Genomic DNA, 21,730 nt, shown 5'->3' on the forward strand with positions numbered 1-21,730 from the left:
TCTCAATAACAAAAACACCAGTAGCATTAGTCAAACCATTATTAGTCACAGTAATAGTGTACAAAACATTATCACCAACACTCGCAACAGTAACATTCGCAACCTTAACAATACTCACATTAACAGTATCGTTTACAGTGACAGTTTCATTATCATCCGGATCACCAGTATTATTTTCTTTAGTTGTTACGTTCGCAATGTTTGTGATATTTCCTGTGCCAGTAACAAGAACAGTTAGGTTTAAGGTTACAGTTTCACCTGTTGTTAGGTTACCTATTGTCCATATACCACTAGTACGGTTATATGTTCCTTTACTTGGATCATCACTTACATATTGTAATTTATTAGTGTTTTCTAAATTATCAATAACAAAAACACCAGAAGCATTAGTCAAACCATTATTGGTTACTGTAAGTGTGTAATTTACTGTGTCACCTACACTTGCATTGGTTACATTTGCTACTTTGATTATACTTACATTAACTTCATCACTTACTGTTATATTTACTGATGATATGTTAACTCCAAAGTTCGGATTGTACTTCCCTGATACCTCTGCTGTGTTTGTGATTATACCAGTTCCCATGACTTGTACAGTTATGTTTAAGCTTACGGTTTCATTAACACCTAAACCATCTAAATGCCATAGTACAGTGTCGTTGTTTATGGTTATATTGCTTGATGTTGAGTTTGATGTTGAGTTTATGTATTTTAATCTAGGATCTAATATATCTTGTACATTTACAGATAGTTGTGACATTTCACCTCTGTTTTCTAATGTTATTGTGTATGTTATATAGTCTCCTACATGTACATTAGTATCATTTGAAACTTTAATAATATTGATAATTAGTTCTGGAAGCTGTGTTACATAAGCTCGTGAATAATTAAATCCAAGGTTAGGTTCATCTGTAGACACAGTTACACGATTATTAAGATTTGCACCAGTACTAGAATTTAACATGAATGTAAGGTTAAGAGTTTGAGTCTCATTAGGGTTTAATGATCCAATATCCCAAATAAGAGTATTGTTACTTATATAATATGTTACACTTTCTGTTGAAGGTATAGAGTCTAAGTAATCAAGACCTTGAGGAATCATATCAGTTACAGAAACATTGTTTGCTACAGTAGAACCACTATTGTTTACAGTTATTGTAAATGTTACATTGGAATAACGTCTATCTGATGAAATATTTGCAACTTTAAGCACATTAACATATACTCCATCAGATATGTTAGCTTCTAGTGATAAGCTGATATCTTCATCATCAATAGTAGCTCGTACATATTCACGAACATTACCTTCAGTTATGTTAACAGGATAGTTTTTAGACTCGTCTTCTCCAAGGAAATAGTCATTCCCTCTTGCTGTACTATTATATCTGTATAAATCTATTCTGATATAAGGTAACAAAGTAGAATCGCTAGCTGTTAAGTTATTTAACACAAAATAAGCAAATATATTACCAGTTGTGTTAAATGGATATTGCTCTCTTGTGTTTGCTGTTACATTTAATGTGTTGTTAAATGATAATTGTAACGTATACCAGTAGGTTAAATCTAGATTGTTCCCAGTGTTAGTATATTTACTTGCAATATCATTTTTACCCCACCAATTAAAGTTAGCATTGGTATTGTTTCCAGAGTTAATCATTCCAACAGTACTATTATAGATATGGTTGTACTGAAGAATATTATTATTACCTGAGATATTAATACCTGAAGCATTATTGTTCAATATAATTGAAGATATAATAGTATTATTATTTCCTAAAATAACAATTCCTATATTATTATATAAAACTTCACTACGATTAAATATATTATTTTTACTACTTGTATTGAATAATACAGCAGTTTCAAAATTATGTAGATTAATATCAGTAAAGTTATTATTATCTCCATTAACAATTATACCATAAGTGTTATTATTTCCATTGAAGGTAGCATTTTCTATTATATTTCCATTACCATCTACAATTAAAACAATACCATTATTACTTAAGTTATTTTCTGACGAAAAGTCATTTAAGTCTATTATTGAATTGTTAAATCCAATAGCTAAGACAGCATTATTATTATCAAAGCTATTATTATATATAACACTATCATTGTTGATTGTGTAAATAGCTGAATTTCCATTATTAATAAAGTTAGAGTTACTTACCTGAAGATTTTCTCCAGCATTGTAAATAGCACTACCTTCATTAGCACTATTATTCGCAAAAGTGGAATTTACAATATTAAGACTATTACCATTACTGTAAATAGATCCACCATTTTGACTTAAACCATTTATAAAAGTTATATTTATAAAAGTTACATTAGCACCAGAACCTATGCTAAAATGATTACTTTGCCCTTGAGCATCAATTATTACATTGCCTTTTGATTCTCCAGCAATAGTAAGATTTTTTGTAATAGATAGGTTTGTGTTATTGTTTAGTCCCGTATATACTCCATTACGGAGCTTAATAGTATCTCCATTGGTTGACGCGTTTAAAGCATTGTTTATTGTTGCTTTAGGTGCTGAAATGTCCCCTGATGCAGAATCAGTCCCATTAGTTGCTACATGAATGTCTGAAGCACTAACACCTGAAATAGCTACACAAGTTATTGAGACCAATAGAGAAATAATCATGACATTTAATACAATGCCAAAAAATTTATTGTTTATAAATTTTTTTAATTTCTCTGTCATATATAATCCTCCTCATGACATAGATTTCCAAAAAATCTGTATAATTTTCTATAGAAATCTCCACTATAATCCCTGATTGGATGCTTTTAAATTTAATAAAATCTTTAAAACAGCTCAATTAATAGATTATTTTTTTAATTTAATTTAACCATTTATTTTAACCATTAAATGAATTTATAATAATATTTATCCTTCATTCTCTGATATTTTAATGTTAGTAAAAGCATTTCTTAATTTAAATTGCTTATTTTTTGAAATAGCTTTTGTTCAAACTTTTTTTAAAAGTTTGTTTCATGTATTTAAACTGTTTATTTTACACTATTTCTAACAGGCATAACAAGTGTTACTAAATGTTAAGCAAAGTATCACTTAAATTAAGTGTGAAACAAAAGTAATATCAAGATAGAACAAAATAATAACGACATTTACAAAAATCTATATATTATTTAATGTAATCCCTATTTATCAGATTATAACAACTTAAAAAGATTATAAAACTTAAAAGATTGATAAAATGATTTAAAAGTGATTAAATGTCATTGTTATTCTAATAAATATTTATAATAAGCAATGATTTAGATGATATATTTTTATTCAAAATAAATAATCTCTGTATTATTAAAGTAAATTAATAATTTATAATCTCTGTATTATCTTCAAAAAAAGCAATATCTGTATTATATTCTAATTAAAACTAAATAATCTCTGTATTATTGTTTAGCAATTCAAATAAAAGTGGGATTATCTTTTATATTAAAATGTAATGATAAAAGTTAGTCAATTCATAGGATGGTTAGTAGTGGTTTAAAAAGGATTATCCAATAATTGTATATTTCAGATGTTTTCAAATTTTAGTCAATTAACCCCTTCAATTTGATAAGTAGGTGTATGCACATAAATAGTATATAAATGTTTCTTTAAAATAGATATTTGAAATAATTTATAAATCAGATATAAAGATCTTAGTAATTGTCAAGTAGATTTTGATTGATTTAAAATATTGCATATTGTTAAATCTTGCTGTTTATAAGTTATATTCATGAAATACTAGATTTATTTCTAATAAAAAATGTTTTTATAAATATGAATAATTACTTAAAAAACTAGTACATTATTATCATAATAAACTATACAAAATCTAAAACTAGGAGCTACTAGGATTAATTTTATGAATAATTCAATGAACGAATTATAAATAGCTATTAAAAAATTATAACATCCATTAAAAGATATTACAATAATAAATATCATTAACTAATTAAATAACACTAGTAATTTGGTTTATATTGAATAATAATGATATTTAAAATAAATTGGAACGAAATAAAAATAAAAAAGTGTTATTATAATCTATTGTATAAAAAAAGTGTTACTAAAAATAGCTAGATCAGTACATAAATATGTAATAAAGTAATATTGAACTTATTTTATATTTTAAGAGTGTAATAAATAACTAAAACTTATATTAATAATAATTTAAGTTTAAAAGAAAATAATGAATATTATCTCTGAATCAACATCTCTAAAAAAAATATATTAGACCAAATTAAAAAATGTTAAAAAACACTAATAGTTTTATTTTATAAATATATTTTATTAATACAATACTACATGATGAGTTATAATAATCACATAAATTTAATAACGATCAATTCGTTGATATCTATTAAAAATAATATATTGTTTAATTTTAGTGAATTAATAATAGATAATGTTCAATTTTCAGAAATCTTACTTTAGAAGTTAGCACATTATTTTTTGACAGAACCGAATTTTTTCCATTTTTCCTTTTTATTCTTAATTTCAATGAAAATATATATGTTTTAAGTTATGTACTTCCATTATTAAGTTTAGTTTTGTTTGTATTTTTTCCATTTCCAGTTATTTCAATTTTCACTTAAAAATCTTTGTATTTGCAACTATTGATTAAAATTGTCAATAATGAATATTGGACTTATAGTAATATATAAATTATAATAACATATAAACTAATTAATTCATTGTAACTAGTAATATTAATATAAACTATATTTAGTTCGTATAATATTAATTTAAAACTCAGTAATTAGTTTGTAATCAATAGAAAGGTTTAAATATGTTTATTTACGAACTTGATGTATAATGTTTAGGAATTGGTAAAAGTGAAAATTAATTTGTTATATCTCATACTATGAAATAAATTTTTAATACTGCTTTTAAGCAATAGAGCAATTAATTTAGTCAATTTCAAAGTTAATGAGCCATATAAAATGATTAATTTAGAAAAATAGCTATGATATTAATTAACTAAATATCAATTAGTTCATTTATTTATATAAATGAATTATTAATATCATAATTATTACAATCAGGAATATTAACAAATAACAATTCAAAATAAACAAATAATCCACACAAGAACAAATAACTATCCATTTTCTAATATCTCTCTATATAGGCACTAATAACCCTATATTGAGCCAATATGAACTTTTCTAATTAAAGTCCATAGTCTATTCATTATAAATAACAATGATATATTGTATCCAATTAATTGTATCCAATAAAAAAAATATTACATACAATAAATAATACGTTTTAAATAGACAGCATAGCTATTTATAGCTATTTATAGCATTTAACTAATCTTTTTAGACAAATATATAAGTACAATGAAAAATTATATGAATTTCAACACATTTAGTAGTTAAATAAAAAAAATTATATGAATTTCAACACATTTAGTAGTTAAATAAAAAAAATTATATAAATTTCAACCACAACAAGCAGTTATAATATATTACAAAACTTTGTAACATATGTAGTGAATTTAAATGTTCCAAAATATCATCTAAAAAACCTTTAAATTCAATTTAAAGTATTTTTATCATATTTTTCATGAAAATTAAAAAATGATTAAAAATCACACTTTTGAGTAATGTACTATAAATAAAAAAAAATAAATGAATTTCAACAATCTATTTGAAATATACATATTTAAGGTAAATGTTTAAGAACTAAAAAATAGAATTAAGTTGAAATATAGAAATATTCAGACAAATATAGGTTTAAAACCGATTTAAATAACGATTTAAACCAAAAGATATTGTTTATAAATTATTGATCAAAATAAAAAAATTCCTAAATATTCCTAAATATTTAATTTATAATATTAAATTTTATAATATTAATTAACATGACGAAATGATAATATGAAAAATAAATATCTAATAGTAGCCATAATTACGGTTTTATTCGCACTGATGCTTCCATCGACAGTGTTTGCTGATGAAGTACAGATAAACAATAATCATACTGTTACAGATGTGACTAATAACCGTGACTATGACTATATGTGTGTAGAAGAAGAAGCAGCTGTTAAAACTGGTGACTCCTTAGAAACAACAGCGAAAATTAATACAAAAGACGGAGTTATTGAGTACATCGCTGCAAATTATAATGATGAAATAGCTAATAATCTTACTAAAAAAGAGGCTTTTCAAAAAGAAGTGTGGAAAATTAGTGGAAATAAGAGTATAAAAAATAAAACATACCCCGATAACTTTAAAATAAACTCCACAAAGAAAATTATTCCCTCTTCAATTAACTCAACTATAAAATATATCAATGGATCTAAATACAATTCAACAACTTGGACTGTGACATACAATGAATTTACTTTCCGTATGGCGAAACCTGGCAAAAATACCTCTCCAACAACAGCCCAAGCAATGTTAATATATAATTATATCCCTTATAATATTACATTAGAAAACTTAACACTTATACCTGAAACAGATCTTGTAATAACTAAAACTACTAATGTTTCAACCGTGAATATTGGAAACAGTGTAAAGTACACAATAACTGTGAAAAACAACGGTCCACAAGCCGCTACACAAGTTAAAGTAACCGAAACATTACCAACTGGAGTCACACTCACTAGCTACTCCAAAACTACTGGAACATACACATCCCCATATAACGTCTGGGACATCGGAAACCTAAACGTCGGACAAACCGCAACACTAATACTAACCGTAACAGCAAAAACCACAGGAACATGGACCAACAAAGTAAACGTAAGCGGAAAAGAAAACGAAACCAACTACACCAACAACAATGATAGTGTAAACATTACTATCAAAGAAAACCTTGTAGACCTTATAATAACCAAAACTACTAACACTTCAACTGCAAATATTGGAAACCGCATAGCCTACACAATAACTGTGAAAAACAACGGCCCCACAAACGCAACCGGAGTAAAAGTAACCGAAACACTACCAACCGGAGTAACATACTATAGCTACTCCCTAAGCACTGGAACATACTCCTCAACAACTGGACTATGGACCATCGGAAACCTAAACGTCGGACAAACCGCAACACTAATACTAACCGTAACAGCAAAAACCACAGGAACATGGACCAACAAAGTAAACGTAAGCGGAAAAGAAAACGAAACCAACTACACCAACAACAACGCTACAGCAAACATCACCATCAAAAACAATAGCATAGATCTTGCAATAACCAAAACAGTTAACGCTTCAACTGTAGAAATCGGAAAAACCGTGAATTACACAATAACTGTGAAAAACAACGGTCCCGCAAACGCAACCGGAGTAAAAGTAACCGAAACACTACCAACTGGAGTAACATACTATAGCTACTCCCTAAGTACTGGAACATACTCCTCAACAGCTGGACTATGGACCATCGGAAACCTAAACGTCGGACAAACCGCAACACTAATACTAACCGTAACAGCAAAAACCACAGGAACATGGACCAACAAAGTAAACACAAGCGGAAACGAAAACGAAACCAACTACACCAACAACAACGCTACAGCAACAATTGTTGTTGGAAATAATAGTACATCAGTTAAAAATGAAACTGTAGACCTTGCAATAACTAAAACAGGTAATGTTACAAGTATAAAATATTACGAGCAAGTAGCATATACAATAACTGTAACAAACAATGGTCCTGGAGATGCAACTGGAGTAAAAGTAAGCGAAACAGCACCGACAGCAGGTGTAATTGCATACAAGGCTCAACCTTCCTCTACCAAAGGAAGCTATGATGTTCTTACTCATGTATGGACTATAGGAGACTTAAAAGCAGGAGAATCCGTAACCCTAACAATAAGATATATTGCAATTTTAGAACAAGGTACAACAACCTGGACTAACATTGTTAATGTAAGTGCAAATGAAAATGAAACCAACTATTACAACAACATTGCTTCAGCAACTGTTAAAATAGGTAGCGGAACAACCCCACCAGGAGCAATACCACCTGATCACTACGAACCTGTTTATGATGACTGTGGAAACCTTATAGGATATAAACCAGTTTATGTAGTCAGTGTGCCTATTTATGATGACTGTGGGAACATTATAGGATATAAACCAGTTTATGTATAAACACGATATTTTTGCTACTACTAAACTGTTAAAACTAAAATAGACCTATAATTAAAGGGAATTTCAATTCCCTATTTTTTATTTTTCCCACTAAACTATTAAAATCAATGAATAAATTAATAGAGAAAGAAATATCATGAAAATAATAAATTACAACTCATTTATCAATTAATAACAGCTGTTTATTTGAAAAATAGCTAAATAATCTTTAAATTATTGCAATTATGTAATTACCTACCATTTTAAATAAAATTAATAGCTATTTTTCAAATAAAAATTTAACACTGATTTCGCAAAATAAAAAATTTTTTCAAAATCCTTTTGAAGCCATAAAAACTGATTTAGGTACTTATGGGAGATTTTGCAAAATTTTCTATTTTGCGAAATCAGTGTACTTTTGTTCTGTGATGAAGGTTAGAGAAATCTTTGATGTCTCATCCTAACCTTTGAATTCAAGTTTATTACTGGAAGTCCAGTAATTCTATTAACTCTAAATGTTTTTAGTACATCAATGATTTGTGTTTCAGTTTTGACAGTGAAAACATCACGAACAATAAAATCTTTTACTTTAAAGACGTTTCTACAAACTTACTTTCAACTACATCAACATTAGGTAAATACTTTCTATTTACAAATAAGAAGATTATTGCAGTTAATACAAATATTCCACCTACTAAAAAAGGGATGCTTGGGAAAAAGTGTTCTCCTAAGAAAGCTGCAAGTAATGGTGCAATAGCTGATCCTATGAATCTTACAAAATTATATGCTGCTGAAGTGGTTGATTTATCAACATCTGAAGCATGTAATATAGCTGTTGTAAGTAAAGTATTATTGTTCCCTATTAAAATACCAGATGTGATAATAGCTATTATCATAATCCATTGTACTGATGTGAATATTCCCATTATAAATAGAAGAACCACAAACAATGATAAAACATAATAAATAGAGTTAAATGTTCCAAATCTATCTCTGATTTTTGGAGCCATGAAAATTGATGAAATAGCTAACAGAATCCCCCATCCTAAAAATACAAAACCTATTCCTTGGGCATCTAAACCTAAAACAAAAGGAGAATATGCGAATAAGGTAAAAAAACCGAAATTATAAAGGAATGCGAATATTGACAATACACTTATATGTTTGTGTTTCATCGCACGGAAAGGATCAAGTAATGATTTACCTCCTTCCTCTTCTTTATTATTACTATTATTGTTTTCATTAGTTTTCTTAGAGCCTGGAATTAAAATAGCTAAGAGAATGAGTCCTAGGACCATTAAAATTCCAACACCGAAAAATGGGAATTTCCAGGACATATTACCTAATAATCCACCTGCAAGAGGTCCGATCGAAAATCCTAAACCAACAGCTGTTTCATATAAAATAATTGTAGTGTGAGTTTGATTATTCGAAAATGAAACAATGGCATTTAAAGCAACCGCTACAAAAAGAGCATTTCCGAATCCCCAAGCACATCTAAGTAATATTATTGTCCATACATTATCAGAGAAGCCTGATAATGTTGAGAAAACAGCTATTATTGCTACACCTAAAATTAAAGTCTTTTTAATACCTAATCTTGTAGAAATTGCACCTGTTACAAGCATAGCTATTGCCATTACAGCACTGTAACCTGTGAATAGTAAAGCTACTTCAGTTTGACTTGCTCCAAGTTGTTGAGAAATCACAGGTAAAATTGGATCAACCAATCCTAAACCCATGAATGCAATTATAGCTGCAAAGAACACTGCCCATACAGCTTTTGTTTGATTGAAATTACTTTTAAAACTTGATCCCATAATTTTACTCCATGTGTAATTAATTTAGTGAATTGTGAATATATGAAAAGATATTGTTATAATTAATTTATAATCAAATTAAATATAAGAAAATATTATTATAATTAATAAGTTATAATCAAATTAAGTATAAGAAAATATTATTATAATTAAAATATTCTTATAATTAATAAGTTATAATAAAAAATATTAAGAATAAAAATTATTTTTCTAATTCAAATTATAGTAAATTATAAATATTTTAATAGCTATTTAAGTAAGTTAAATTAAATTTAAAGTAATTTTAAATGATTTTTATTTTTAATCAAGCTAAATTTAAGATTAATTTATTAAGTAAACGTTTTAATTCTCTTAATTCTCTTTCATTTAAAATATGATTGATTTTTTTAATATGCTTAAGATAAATTAATTCAGTTTCTTCATGTAGTATGCGCCCTTTATCAGTTAAATATATTAAAAATTCTCTTTTATCAATTGAAGATTTCTCTCTTCTAACAATCCCCTTTTTCTCAAGAACATTTAAAGTACGTGTAATAGCTGCATTATCTCTAAGAGAAATTTCAGCAAGTTCTTTTTGATTATGTCCTTCACTTCTATATATTCTATTTAAAGTGAACCATTGTTCCCATAGGATATCATGTTCTTTAAGCTTGCTTTGCATCTCTTTTTTCATTAAAAGATGAAGTTTAGGAACCAACCAAATAATTGATGATTCATCTTGGATTTTGGAATTCATGATAAGATCTCATTTAAAGATTAATTAAAAGATAGCTAGATATTATACATTAAAAATGAGCAATTATATATAAAAATATTTAAAATTAATTATTTGACATATCAATAATTGATATATCATATATTATTTATTAAATTAACATATAAACTTATGTATTTAGAAAATTAATTTATATAGACATAATTAGACATTTATTTATCAATACCAAAAATAGATAAAATTACTATATACCAATATAAACTATTAAAAGAAAAAATTAGTAAAATCCACACCTTAAATCCGCATTGATCATTTAAGAACTTCGCCACCATTAGGCAGATGAGTTATAGGACATTACAGGAAGTGATTATTAAATATGTATTTTTAACATGTGAAACTTTTGTTTTATATCTTTGTAAAATTTTAATTGAAATTCTATGAAACTATATTAGACTAAAATTACATATATTAATATCATTAATAAAAATATTTAATTAAAATAGCTATTATATTTATAGAGGATTTTTATGAAAATAAAAATAGCAATACCTTCAAAAGGGAGAATAAGTACTCCAATAATTAATATACTTGAAAAAGCAGGTTTAGGACTTGAAGAATCTGGAAACAGACGATTATTCTCAAAAACACACCATAATGACATTGATGTTATGTTTGCTCGAGCAGCAGATATTGCAAGTTATGTTGAGGATGGTGTTGTAGATCTTGGAATAACTGGTTTAGATCTTGTTAAGGAATCAGAAAGTGATGTTGAAATTTTAACAGACTTAAAATTTGGTCAAACATCCCTTGTTTTAGCAGCACCTGAGACATCTGATGTTAATTCAACCACAGACATCAAATCAGGCGTAACTGTTGCTACAGAATTTCCCAACTTAACAAATAGCTATTTAATCTCACTTGGTATTGAGGCAAAGATTGTTGAGCTAAGTGGATCAACTGAAATAGCTCCTTTTATTGGAGTAGCTGACCTAATATCTGATTTAACAAGTACAGGAACAACACTAAAAATGAACCATCTTAAAGTCATTGATAATATTTTAAACAGCTCTGTGAAATTAATAGCTAATAAAAATAGATATAAAAATAAAAAAAGTCTTATTAACACTATAAAAACCAGTTTTGATGGAGTAATTGATGCAGAAGGTAAAAAATTACTTATGATGAATGTTCCCACTGACTACTTAAAAGCAGTAGAAAGATTAATGCCTGGTTTAACAGGTCCAACTATCTCACAAGTCATTTCTGTTAAGGATACCGTAGCAGTTCAAGGAGTAGTTAATGAAGAGGAAGTATTTGAACTTACAAGCAAATTAAAGGATGCTGGAGCAAGAGACATTCTAGTTATTCCAATAGAAAGAATAATTTAAGTTTAAGACACTGATTTCGCAAAAGGATAAAATTTAAAAAAATAGATAATATATAATTGGAAAAGATAATATGAAGTTTTTAAGGTTTATTAAAGATCATAAAATTAAATCAGGATATTATGATGGTAAGAAAGTAATTGAACTTAAAGATCCTATTGAAAAAGTACTAGATTCATGGGAAAATTGGAAATATCTTAGAAATCAACTTAGAACAAGCCATTCAGTTGAAGATATTAATTTTTTACCTCCAGTCAAAACATCTAAAATCATTTGTGTTGGGCTAAATTACACAGACCATTGTAAAGAGTTAGATATGGATATACCAGAGGAACCTAAATTATTTTTAAAGCCACCAAGTTCAGTTATAGGTCACACTGACTTGATTAAATACCCAAAACTTTCAAATGAAGTTGATTATGAAGGAGAATTAGCTATTATAATAGGTAAAGAAGGAAAAAATATTGAATATGGTGAAATTCAGGAATTTATATCAGGTTATACAATATTAAACGATGTTACAGCAAGAGATTTACAAAGAAAAGACGAACAATGGACAAGATCTAAAAGTTTCGATACTTTCTGTCCTATTGGACCATTTATAGACACAGAATTAGATGAAAAAAACCAAAAGATAACAACAAAACTTAATGGTGAAATAAAACAAGAATCCAATACTCGAAATATGATTTTCTCACCGCATATTCTTGTTGAATACATATCATCAATAATGACTCTAAAACCCGGAGATATAATAGCTACAGGAACTCCATCAGGTGTAGGACAAATGCAAAAAGGAGATACTGTGGAAATAGCTATTGAAGATCTTGGTGTTTTAAAAAATCAGATAGTCTAACTAATTAATATTAATAAAACATAATTCATACTTAAAATAATTTATTTTTGGAAATAGCTTTTGTTCAAACTTTTTTTAAAAGTTTGTTTCATATAACTAAAATATCACTGAATCAACCAAATATTCAGTGAAATTAAGAATTATCCCGAATTATCCCATATCTTCTTATTTTTTTCATCGATTATTTTTTTAAATTCTTTCGATGCTTCATTGTAATCTACAACATCCACTTTGTACGGTAAATCAGATTCTTCAAATTTGATATCGAGATTTATTCTCCTTTTTAATCCTAATCCCTCATTACAAATGAAAGCTAAGTCCAAATCAGAAAATTTTTTATTATTTCCTTTTAAGCGAGATCCAAATATTAAAACTTTACAATTTTTGGCATGTTTTTGGATTATGTTTATAATTATTTCCATTTCATCAGGTGATACTTGAATCATTATTTTCTCCAAATTACGAAATCATAGTTCTTTAATTTGTTTTTCTAAAGTTAAAATAAGCTTTTCAGCATATTTATCAAATTCTTTTGCAGTGACATATACTTTCTCTGCAGTTTTTTCATTGTAAGTATGTGATGTTAGATTTCTTGACTTATGAAATTCCATCCACTTATGAAAATCATCTATAAGTCCTTTTTCCCCTGCTTGTCTGAATAGACCCCTTCTTGTTAAATTATCTTCATGCCCTTCATCTAATTCTACAAATCGTTTTATCGCCTTCCATGAAAGTTCATAAAGTGTTTCAAAATGGTGTATAAGTGAAGTGCGGATAGTTTCTTTTATATAAAATTGTTCTGAGGGGTTTGATTCTGCCTTTGATGATAAACTCAAAGCATTGGAATATGCATCATATGCTTTTTTTAAATGAGTAATATCTAATTTTTCTTCCATTTAATCACCCTTTAGTCATTTTAAAAATTTAAAACCAGTTTTCTTAAATTCTTTTGTAATCATGTCCCTTAAAGCACATTAACTGTTTTTCATTTTCGATTTTAAAAGTTGTTTTCTACAGTATATTTTTAATTACAATTCAATAATAATGTTATGTTATATCTTGTAAATAAAAATTATGTATAACTTATATTTTAATTAAATATCCTATTATAGTTAGAGAAATTTTTTGTGAAAAATATTAGACAATTGCAAAATACGAAAAATATAGGAAAATATTAACAAGTAAATCCTAAAGATAATGGACAATTGTAATCCAAACAGACAATTAGAAATAGACAACTACAGAATAGACCCAATACACTTTCACACTTACGGAAAACATTACCTATCAAACCCAGGAAAAAGCCACAGTTCACTGAAATATATTTAGAGCTATTCATCCAATTAAAACACCATCTTTTTCAATATTTTTATAAAAAGAAAAATTTATATGTCGTTTATAGTGTTCGCTATCAATCATTTTTACAGATAAGTATTCTCCTGTTTCAAGAAGTATGTCAAATGTTTTTCCATAAATTTCATCTTCAATCATTAAATCATCATCAACATTAAAAGTCACAATAAGAATATCTATATCTGAATCTTTATTATCTTCACCACGAGCAACAGACCCGAATAAAATTATTTTCTCTATTTCAGGATTATTTAATGAATTAGCAAAATCAATAGCTATTTGTTTCCTTTTGTTAGAATTTTTTGATTTTGAAAGTTGAGTTTTATGGATCATATAATTTCCCAATGATTGTTTAATAATATATTTATAAATTTTTATATTAATAAAAGCATTCCTTATACTTAAAATGGTTTATTTTTGGAAATAGCTTTTGTTCAAACTTTTTTAAAAGTTTGTTTCATATTAATAAAAGCATTCCTTATACTTAAAATGGTTTATTTATGGAAATAGCTTTTGATCAAACTTTTTTTAAAAGTTTGTTTCATATTAATAAAAGCATTCCTTATACTTAAAATGGTTTATTTTTGGAAATAGCTTTTGTTCAAACTTTTTTTAAAAGTTTGAAATGTTTGTTTCATATTAATAAAATTATCTATCAAATTTTAAAAAATCTAAAAAATAGCAAAAATTCTAAATATCATGAAAATATAATTAAATAGATTTTTAACGACTTATATACTTACGAACCCCCTCTTTGATTATATATGATAAAATAGAAAGAGCAACGTAAGAATTTATTCAAAATGATCCTATCAATAGAGTAAGGTTAAAATAAACAATTACTCTATATATAATGCAGGTTTGTAAGGAATCGCATGTTTTGATTTGTTTTTAGGATCATAGCTATTATCCTCATGAATTATGATTTCAGCACCACTTTCTTCACTTATAAATTCAATTGCATTGTTTAAAATAGCTATTTCATCTACTTTTCCAACATATTTTGTTTTTGTCATTTCACGAGTTATTTTCTTTGCAAATTCAGATAATTCTTTTTTATTATCATTTAAATTTGTTTTAATTGATTTTCCAATTATTTGACCAATATCTGGTTTTCCAATTTCATCAGCTAGTTCATAGACTTTCCATTTCCATTCTGGTGCAGTATAAACATGGACTTTTTCTGCATCCTTTTTAGTTAAGTCATTAATGTGTTTTATGTCCTTTACAATGTTTTGAATGATTTCTTCTGATTTTTCTATTTTCACATCAATTAAGTCTTCATTGAAAATTGGCCATTGTTCTTCTATTACAAATCCTTCTCCTCCATGAGTATTCCAAAGCTCTTCGCATGTGTGGGGTGTAAATGGAGCAAGAATTTTAATCCATGTTTTTAAAACTGTTGATAATGCATAAATAACAGCTGAATCTTTAGTTTCGATTAAGTGTTTTGTTCTATACATATAATGGTCAATGTCCTTTTTAAGTAGGAAAAATGAATCTTGAAGTGCTTTTCTTGTTTGAAATGATTCAAGAGCTATTGTTGCATCTTTTATTCTTAAGTTAAGCTGACTTATCATCCATTTATCAATTTCACGTTCTAATGGAACTTCTTCAATGTTATTAATATTTATGTTAGCTCCTTTGATTTCTTTTATTTTATCTGCAAATTCACTAAACCATTCAAGTCGTCTTTTTGTTCCTATAACTTCTTTTTCTCTCCAATCAAAGTCTTGCCATGGTTCTGCTGATGACATTAAGAATAATCTAACAACATCTGCACCGTAATCTTCAATAGCTTGAGATAAAAGAATAACATTACCTTTTGAGGAAGACATTTTATTTCCTTCAAGAAGTCCCATTCCAAATACAACCATACCTTGTGGCCATTTATTTTTTGGGAATATTGTTGCATGATGGAACATATGAAAGCTAAGGTGATTTCCAACAAGATCCTTTGCAGATAATCTCCAATCTAATGGATACCAATAATCAAATTCCTCTTTAATCTGTTTAACTTCATCTGAAAGACTATCATTTTCGTTAATCTCACTTAAAAATACTTTATTAAAGAATTCATCATCTAAAATATCTGGATCCATTGTTTTTATGTATTTAGCTATTGTATAATAAGCCATATATATTGTAGAGTCAGTTAATGGTTCTATTAACCATTGTGAATCCCAAGGAAGTTTTGTTCCAAGCCCTATCCTTCTTGAACATGCCCAATCTTCTAACCAGCCAATATAATAATCAAAATTAGATCTAATCTCTGGAGGAATAATATTTTCTTGAGCTAAACATTCCCTTGTTTTTACCTTCCAATCTTCATCAGAATATTTTAAAAACCATTGATTGTCCATTATTTTAACTACACCATGAGTTCCACATCTACAAATAACTGGATGTGCTGAGAAGTCATACATCACCTCAGCAAGATCATCTCCAATCATTTTTTCTTTAATAGATTCTCGTGCATCAACTACTCTTTCCCCAGCACAATCTGGAATATGTTCACTTATAATTCCTTTTGAATGCTCTACTTTATATAATTCATTGGTTGCTTCTTCTAATTTAGGGTCTTCTTGGCTTTTAACTTGTAATTTTTCTATAACATCTTTTGCAGGAATTTCACTATATCTTTTAAGTGTTACAACATTTAATGCTTCAATTTTAGATACAATCTTACCTAAATTGTACTCTTCTAAGAGTTTTAAGTTATTTTTAAGATCTTGAAGTGCAATATAATCTGCTGGAGCATGGGCAGGTACTGAAAAAACTTCACCACTTCCATATTCAGGATCAACAAAGCTTGCAGGTAATATTGGATGAAGAGTATTAGTTACAGGATTTTTAACAAATCTACCAATTAATTCTTTGGGATTAATATTTCCTAGCTTTTTAAGATCCTTAAATTGATTAGAAAGATTATTATAAGATTTTTCACTTATTATCCATATCTCTCTATCTCCTTCCATATCTCCCTCTTTTTCTATATTCTTATCTTCTTTCATACCCTCCTTTTCTTTTATATCTCCACCCTTTTCTACTTCAATATAAGATACATCTGGGTTCATCCAAAGATTCGTTGCCCCATAAATTGTTTCAGGTCTAAATGTAGCTGGAACTAAATATTTTCCATCAATTTCAAATTTTAAAAGTGTTAATTCGTTTATTGTAGCTCCTTCACCTTCAAGTAGGTCGTGATCCCCAATAGGGTTTCCACATCCTGGACAATACTTAACTGGATGATTCCCTTTTTTCACTAAATCCTGTGCCTTTAATTGTTTCAATTGCCACTCTACAAATTTCTTATAACTTGGATCTGTTGTTCTAAATTCCCTTCTCCAATCAATAGAGTATCCCATATCACTCATAACGTTATGATATTCAGTGCTGAAATATTTTACAATATATTCAGGGTCAATGAGTTTTGGAAGTTCTTCTTTAGGTACTTTATGAACCTTTTCATATAATTCCAGTGTCCATGGGTCTTTATCTCTTATTCTACTAGCTATTCCAATAACTGGAGCTCCTGTTACATGCCAACCCATTGGAAATAACACATTATATCCCTGCATTCGCTTATATCTTGCATAAACATCTGGGACAGTATAAGTTCGTCCATGTCCAATATGCATTGCCCCGCTTGGGTATGGATATGCTACTGTTATGAATAATTTTTCTTTTTCATTTGGATCTGACTGAAATAGCTTTGCATCATCCCATCTTTTTTGCCATTTCTTTTCTATTTCTTTTGTCATTAAATCACCTGTAAACTAATTAAAAAATAATTCCAAGAGTAAAATAAGTTATATAATGAAATGAATTGTAAATTAAATTATAAAATGAATATGAACTATAATCTAAACACCAATGCTAAGTTGAATATAAACTACAGCTAAATAATAGTTAATCAATGAATCTATAACTAAATCTATAAATAAATTAATATAATTAAGCTAAAACTTCAGTTACTAAAACTTCATTTATTTATATTTACTATAATTTTATTTACTATAATACCATATTTTTAATTATTAATTTATATAAAGATATTTAAAATTTAAATATTAAATGATAATTTTAAAATGAAAAGTAATATTAAAAGTAGTACTAAAAGTAAAAATAATATTAAAAGTAGTAGTAAAAATAATAACTTTAAAAATAATATTAAAAAGAATATTAAAAGTAGTACTAAAAATAATAACTTTAAAAATAATATTAAAAAGAATATTAAAAGTAGTACTAAAAATAATAACTTTAAAAATAATATTAAAAAGAATATTAAAAGTAGTACTAAAATTTATTGTTATTAATAATAATTAGTTCTATGTTCACTATACATGATTTATATTTAGACCTAATCCTGGAAGTATTTGATTATGAAATTTAAATTAATTAAAAGATTTAATATATTATTTATGATATTAGCTTTTCTATTAATTATTGCATTAAGTTGTAATTCTAGTTTTGCAGCTGACAATAATAGTGCTATTGATAAGAATAGTGTTGATAATGAGAATATTGATAATGAAAAAAGTATTGATAACGAAAAGAGTATTTCTCAAAAAGATATAGTTTCTAGTTCTGTAACTCTTAATAAATATATTAAAAAAAACAAAAAGCTGCCTAAAACTGTAAAAACTGGTTCTTATAAATTAACAGTGCCTGAATTTACATATCTAATGGCTAAAACAATTAAATATAAAAAAGATGGTGATAATTCATCAATTATTGTTAAAAAGAATATTAGGTACCCTAATTTACCTTCTGGAGATAATATAAACCAAAAAATTAATTCAAATGGTTATTATACACATGCTTCAAAAGTTATTACATATGTAGGTAGAAATAATAAAACTCCTAATTATGTAACAAGTGCAAAGAACAGCAAAAAAGTTCAATATCAAACTTATGTTTATGAGTTTTCAAAAATACTAACATACCATAAACATTCTAAGAAATTACCTTCCCATATCCATTTAAATGTTAAAAAAACAAGTAAATTAAATAAATATACTAATCCCTACATAAAAAGAAATGCAGTTTGGTTATGGTCAGACTATATGAATTCAGTAAATCTTAAAAAGCTTAAAAAGGCTGGTGTTGGAAACATATTATTACTTGAAAATGCAGTTAGTAAATATGGTTTAAAAAAAGTGATTGCATTTACAAAAAGAGCTCATAAATATGGAATTAAAGTTCATATATGGTTCTGTACTTTTAAAGTTGGGAATAAATGGATAAATCCTATAAATCCTAAAACCAAATCATATAATTATGAATACTTCAATAAATTACTTAAAAGAGTGAAAATATATTCTAAAACTAAAGTAATTGATGGAATTCATTTCGATTATGTTAGATATTCAGGAATAGCTTCAAAACACCGTGCAGCCTATCAATACAATTACTCTAATGGAGTTCGTGGTGATAAAGCAGTGACTCTCTTTGTTAAAAAAGCAAATAAGGTAGCTAAAACATACAACAAAAAGATAATACTATCTGCAGCTTTAATGCCAGAAATTAATCGTAGTATTAGATTATATGGTCAAAATACTGAGGAGTTAGGTAAATATTTAGATGTTCTAATGCCAATGGTCTATAAAACAGCATTTGTCAATAATAATAAATGGGTTACAGAAACCACTCAATGGTATGTTAAACACTCAAGTGGAGCTCAAGTTTGGACAGGATTAGAAGTTTACGGGAAAAATGTAAAACCATTACCTCCAAAACAAATGATAGCAAATTCTAAAGCAGCTATTGATGGAGGAGCTGATGGTTTAGTACTCTTTAGATATAAGCTGTGGAAAATCACTAATCTTTTAAAAGCTTATTAATTTATTTTTTGATAAGAAATATTTCAAAAGCTGTAATACAAAAGTACATTGCATATTAATATTTTATATTAATCATTTCAGCATATTAATGAATTGAAACAATATTTCAAACTTTTAAAAGTTTAAACAAAGGCTATTTCAAAAAATAATCAATTTAAGCATGAAAAATGTTTTTATTAGAAAATTTTGCAAAATCTCCCATAAGTACCTAAATCAGTTTTTATGGCTTCAAAAAGGATTTTGAAAAAATTTTTTATTTTTTCGAAATCAGTGTTAAATTAATATTATTTAAATAAATGGTGTAATAATGTATAATAAATTTTTAATAAATGCCAAAGAAGGAAAGAATGAATGGTGGAGATATTTAATCACTATCATAGTTACATGGGGTATTGGTAGCTTTATAGCTGGAATCATTATGGGAATTATTCTAGCTATATATCTAATATCAACTGGAAACTTAAATATTGAAGCTTTACCTGATGTAGTGAATTTGCTTGAAAACGATATATCTCTCTTTTTATTTTCTACATTTATTCAATCAGGAATTATGATAGCATTATTTACAATATTAGTTAAGTATATACATAAACGGAAATTAATGTCTATTATTAATATTTCAGATAAAATAGATGCTTTAAAATCAGTTAAATGGATTAAAAGAATAAGATGGATGAATATATTAAAAGGATTTGTTATTTGGGTTGCTTTCTCAAGTATTTTGCTTTTTATCGACTATTTGATGGATCCTACTATTTTTAGTTTAAATACTAACTTTGGAAATATCTATTTAATACTATTATTGTTTATAATAGCTATTCCTATTCAAGTGACTTTTGAAGAGTTGTTTTTCAGAGGATATCTTAATCAAGGTCTTAGTTTAATAATTAAAAAACCATTAATCGTTATTCTTATAAGTTCTTTGTTTTTTTCACTAGGACATATAGTGAATGGTGGGTTAGACCCAATATTTATGGCTTCAAATGTTTTAACCACTTTTGTTGTAGGAATTATTCTTTGTATATACACCATAACCGATAAAGGTATTGAAAGTGCTGTTGGAATTCATCTTGGAAATAATTTCTTTGCAATTCTCATATCCTCATCAGAGGGAAGTGTAGGAAATTTTAGTACTTTAGTGAAAACAACTACAGCAGTTGATCAGACCACTTCTTTAATATTTACAGTGGGAGTATATTTAATATTCTTAATAATTCTAGTATTATATAAAAAAGAAGAAATATTAAAATATTTGGGACACTGATTTTGCAAAATGATAAAAGATAAATCTTTTATCTAACTTTTAACTTTCAAATATTCAATTTTAAAAGTGGATTTACCACAACGTCTAATTCGGGGTAAAACCTTAATAATATCTTTATTCAGATAAGGTGTTATTTTATTGATATATCTTTTCTCTTTTTATCATTTTATCTTAAATCATTTTTATAAAAAATTAAACTACATCACATTGCTCAAAAAATGTGACTTATAAACATTTTTAATTCTCATGAAAAATATGGTTAAAAATCACAGCTGTTAAGTTAAGGATTTTTCATGTTAGATATGTAGTGTGTAATGTTGTGATGTTTTTTGTTTATATTCTTATTTTTCTTTTAGCATGTTTTTTATTCTTGATATTGTTAGTCTTGTGTGTC

The 21,730-nt window shown here is 26.9% G+C and carries 14 protein-coding genes; 6 read left to right on the forward strand and 8 right to left on the reverse strand.

What is annotated here, in order from left to right; translation table 11 throughout:
- The coding region (locus tag MBFIL_RS04675) for a DUF11 domain-containing protein (RefSeq protein ID WP_157078672.1) at nucleotides 1-2,704 on the reverse strand (2,704 nt) is incomplete at its 3' end.
- Nucleotides 2,705-5,895: 3,191 nt separating this feature from the next.
- Between MBFIL_RS04675 and MBFIL_RS04680 the strand changes: the two genes are divergently transcribed.
- A complete protein-coding gene (locus tag MBFIL_RS04680) occupies nucleotides 5,896-8,118 on the forward strand; it encodes a DUF11 domain-containing protein (RefSeq protein ID WP_084266302.1) in 2,223 nt (740 codons plus the stop codon).
- Between the two features lie 414 nt (nucleotides 8,119-8,532).
- On the opposite strand, the gene MBFIL_RS11245 is transcribed toward MBFIL_RS04680, so the two are convergent.
- From MBFIL_RS11245 to MBFIL_RS04690, 3 genes are all read right to left on the reverse strand, one after another.
- Complete coding sequence (locus MBFIL_RS11245) at nucleotides 8,533-8,673, reverse strand: CBS domain-containing protein (RefSeq protein WP_369324006.1); 141 nt, start codon at nucleotides 8,671-8,673, stop codon at nucleotides 8,533-8,535.
- Nucleotides 8,674-8,681: 8 nt separating this feature from the next.
- Nucleotides 8,682-9,917 (reverse strand): MFS transporter, encoded by a 1,236-nt coding sequence (locus tag MBFIL_RS04685; RefSeq protein ID WP_066971934.1) that lies wholly within the window; start codon nucleotides 9,915-9,917, stop codon nucleotides 8,682-8,684.
- Between the two features lie 304 nt (nucleotides 9,918-10,221).
- Nucleotides 10,222-10,653, reverse strand: a complete 432-nt coding sequence (locus tag MBFIL_RS04690; RefSeq protein WP_066971938.1) for a MarR family winged helix-turn-helix transcriptional regulator — start codon at nucleotides 10,651-10,653, stop codon at nucleotides 10,222-10,224.
- 506 nt (nucleotides 10,654-11,159) lie between these two features.
- On the opposite strand from MBFIL_RS04690, the gene hisG reads away from it, so the two are divergent.
- Both hisG and MBFIL_RS04700 read left to right on the forward strand, forming a co-directional pair.
- Nucleotides 11,160-12,020 carry an ATP phosphoribosyltransferase gene (gene hisG / locus MBFIL_RS04695; protein ID WP_066971939.1) on the forward strand — a complete coding sequence of 287 codons (861 nt, stop codon included), beginning with the start codon at nucleotides 11,160-11,162 and terminating at the stop codon, nucleotides 12,018-12,020.
- A 70-nt stretch (nucleotides 12,021-12,090) separates the two neighbouring features.
- A complete protein-coding gene (locus MBFIL_RS04700; protein ID WP_066971943.1) occupies nucleotides 12,091-12,873 on the forward strand; it encodes a fumarylacetoacetate hydrolase family protein in 783 nt (260 codons plus the stop codon).
- Nucleotides 12,874-13,013: 140 nt separating this feature from the next.
- On the opposite strand, the gene MBFIL_RS04705 is transcribed toward MBFIL_RS04700, so the two are convergent.
- The 4 genes from MBFIL_RS04705 to leuS form a co-directional block, all read right to left on the reverse strand.
- Nucleotides 13,014-13,319, reverse strand: a complete 306-nt coding sequence (locus MBFIL_RS04705; protein WP_066971947.1) for a nucleotidyltransferase family protein — start codon at nucleotides 13,317-13,319, stop codon at nucleotides 13,014-13,016.
- Nucleotides 13,320-13,340: 21 nt separating this feature from the next.
- Complete coding sequence (locus MBFIL_RS04710; protein WP_066971948.1) at nucleotides 13,341-13,769, reverse strand: HI0074 family nucleotidyltransferase substrate-binding subunit; 429 nt, start codon at nucleotides 13,767-13,769, stop codon at nucleotides 13,341-13,343.
- 439 nt (nucleotides 13,770-14,208) lie between these two features.
- Nucleotides 14,209-14,559, reverse strand: coding sequence for a nucleotidyltransferase domain-containing protein (locus MBFIL_RS04715; protein WP_084266303.1), 351 nt, complete (start codon nucleotides 14,557-14,559; stop codon nucleotides 14,209-14,211).
- A 506-nt stretch (nucleotides 14,560-15,065) separates the two neighbouring features.
- Complete coding sequence (leuS, locus tag MBFIL_RS04720; RefSeq protein ID WP_066971949.1) at nucleotides 15,066-17,990, reverse strand: leucine--tRNA ligase; 2,925 nt, start codon at nucleotides 17,988-17,990, stop codon at nucleotides 15,066-15,068.
- A gap of 327 nt (nucleotides 17,991-18,317) precedes the next feature.
- Here leuS and MBFIL_RS10535 point away from each other — a divergent pair, with 327 nt between their 5' ends.
- The 3 genes from MBFIL_RS10535 to MBFIL_RS04735 all read left to right on the forward strand — a co-directional run bounded on the left by MBFIL_RS10535 (nucleotide 18,318) and on the right by MBFIL_RS04735 (nucleotide 21,336).
- Complete coding sequence (locus MBFIL_RS10535; RefSeq protein WP_066971950.1) at nucleotides 18,318-18,545, forward strand: hypothetical protein; 228 nt, start codon at nucleotides 18,318-18,320, stop codon at nucleotides 18,543-18,545.
- Between the two features lie 105 nt (nucleotides 18,546-18,650).
- Nucleotides 18,651-20,072 (forward strand): putative glycoside hydrolase, encoded by a 1,422-nt coding sequence (locus tag MBFIL_RS04730; RefSeq protein ID WP_211261715.1) that lies wholly within the window; start codon nucleotides 18,651-18,653, stop codon nucleotides 20,070-20,072.
- Between the two features lie 307 nt (nucleotides 20,073-20,379).
- Entirely contained in the window at nucleotides 20,380-21,336 is a 957-nt protein-coding gene (locus MBFIL_RS04735) for a CPBP family intramembrane glutamic endopeptidase (RefSeq protein ID WP_066971953.1), read from the forward strand.
- The last annotated feature ends 394 nt before the right edge of the window (nucleotides 21,337-21,730 follow it).

Source organism: Methanobrevibacter filiformis, assembly GCF_001639265.1.
Lineage (GTDB): Archaea > Methanobacteriota > Methanobacteria > Methanobacteriales > Methanobacteriaceae > Methanacia > Methanacia filiformis.

Bases quoted from the DNA above. Each gene is read 5' to 3' on its own strand.
- MBFIL_RS04700 (WP_066971943.1), top strand. From the start codon at position 12,091: ATGAAGTTTTTAAGGTTTATTAAAGATCATAAAATTAAATCAGGATAT.
- MBFIL_RS10535 (WP_066971950.1), top strand. From the start codon at position 18,318: ATGAAAAGTAATATTAAAAGTAGTACTAAAAGTAAAAATAATATTAAA.
- MBFIL_RS04705 (WP_066971947.1), bottom strand. From the start codon at position 13,319: ATGATTCAAGTATCACCTGATGAAATGGAAATAATTATAAACATAATC.
- MBFIL_RS04710 (WP_066971948.1), bottom strand. From the start codon at position 13,769: ATGGAAGAAAAATTAGATATTACTCATTTAAAAAAAGCATATGATGCA.
- MBFIL_RS04735 (WP_066971953.1), top strand. From the start codon at position 20,380: ATGTATAATAAATTTTTAATAAATGCCAAAGAAGGAAAGAATGAATGG.
- leuS (WP_066971949.1), bottom strand. From the start codon at position 17,990: ATGACAAAAGAAATAGAAAAGAAATGGCAAAAAAGATGGGATGATGCA.
- MBFIL_RS04730 (WP_211261715.1), top strand. From the start codon at position 18,651: ATGATATTAGCTTTTCTATTAATTATTGCATTAAGTTGTAATTCTAGT.
- MBFIL_RS04715 (WP_084266303.1), bottom strand. From the start codon at position 14,559: ATGATCCATAAAACTCAACTTTCAAAATCAAAAAATTCTAACAAAAGG.
- MBFIL_RS04690 (WP_066971938.1), bottom strand. From the start codon at position 10,653: ATGAATTCCAAAATCCAAGATGAATCATCAATTATTTGGTTGGTTCCT.
- hisG (WP_066971939.1), top strand. From the start codon at position 11,160: ATGAAAATAAAAATAGCAATACCTTCAAAAGGGAGAATAAGTACTCCA.
- MBFIL_RS04680 (WP_084266302.1), top strand. From the start codon at position 5,896: ATGAAAAATAAATATCTAATAGTAGCCATAATTACGGTTTTATTCGCA.
- MBFIL_RS04685 (WP_066971934.1), bottom strand. From the start codon at position 9,917: ATGGGATCAAGTTTTAAAAGTAATTTCAATCAAACAAAAGCTGTATGG.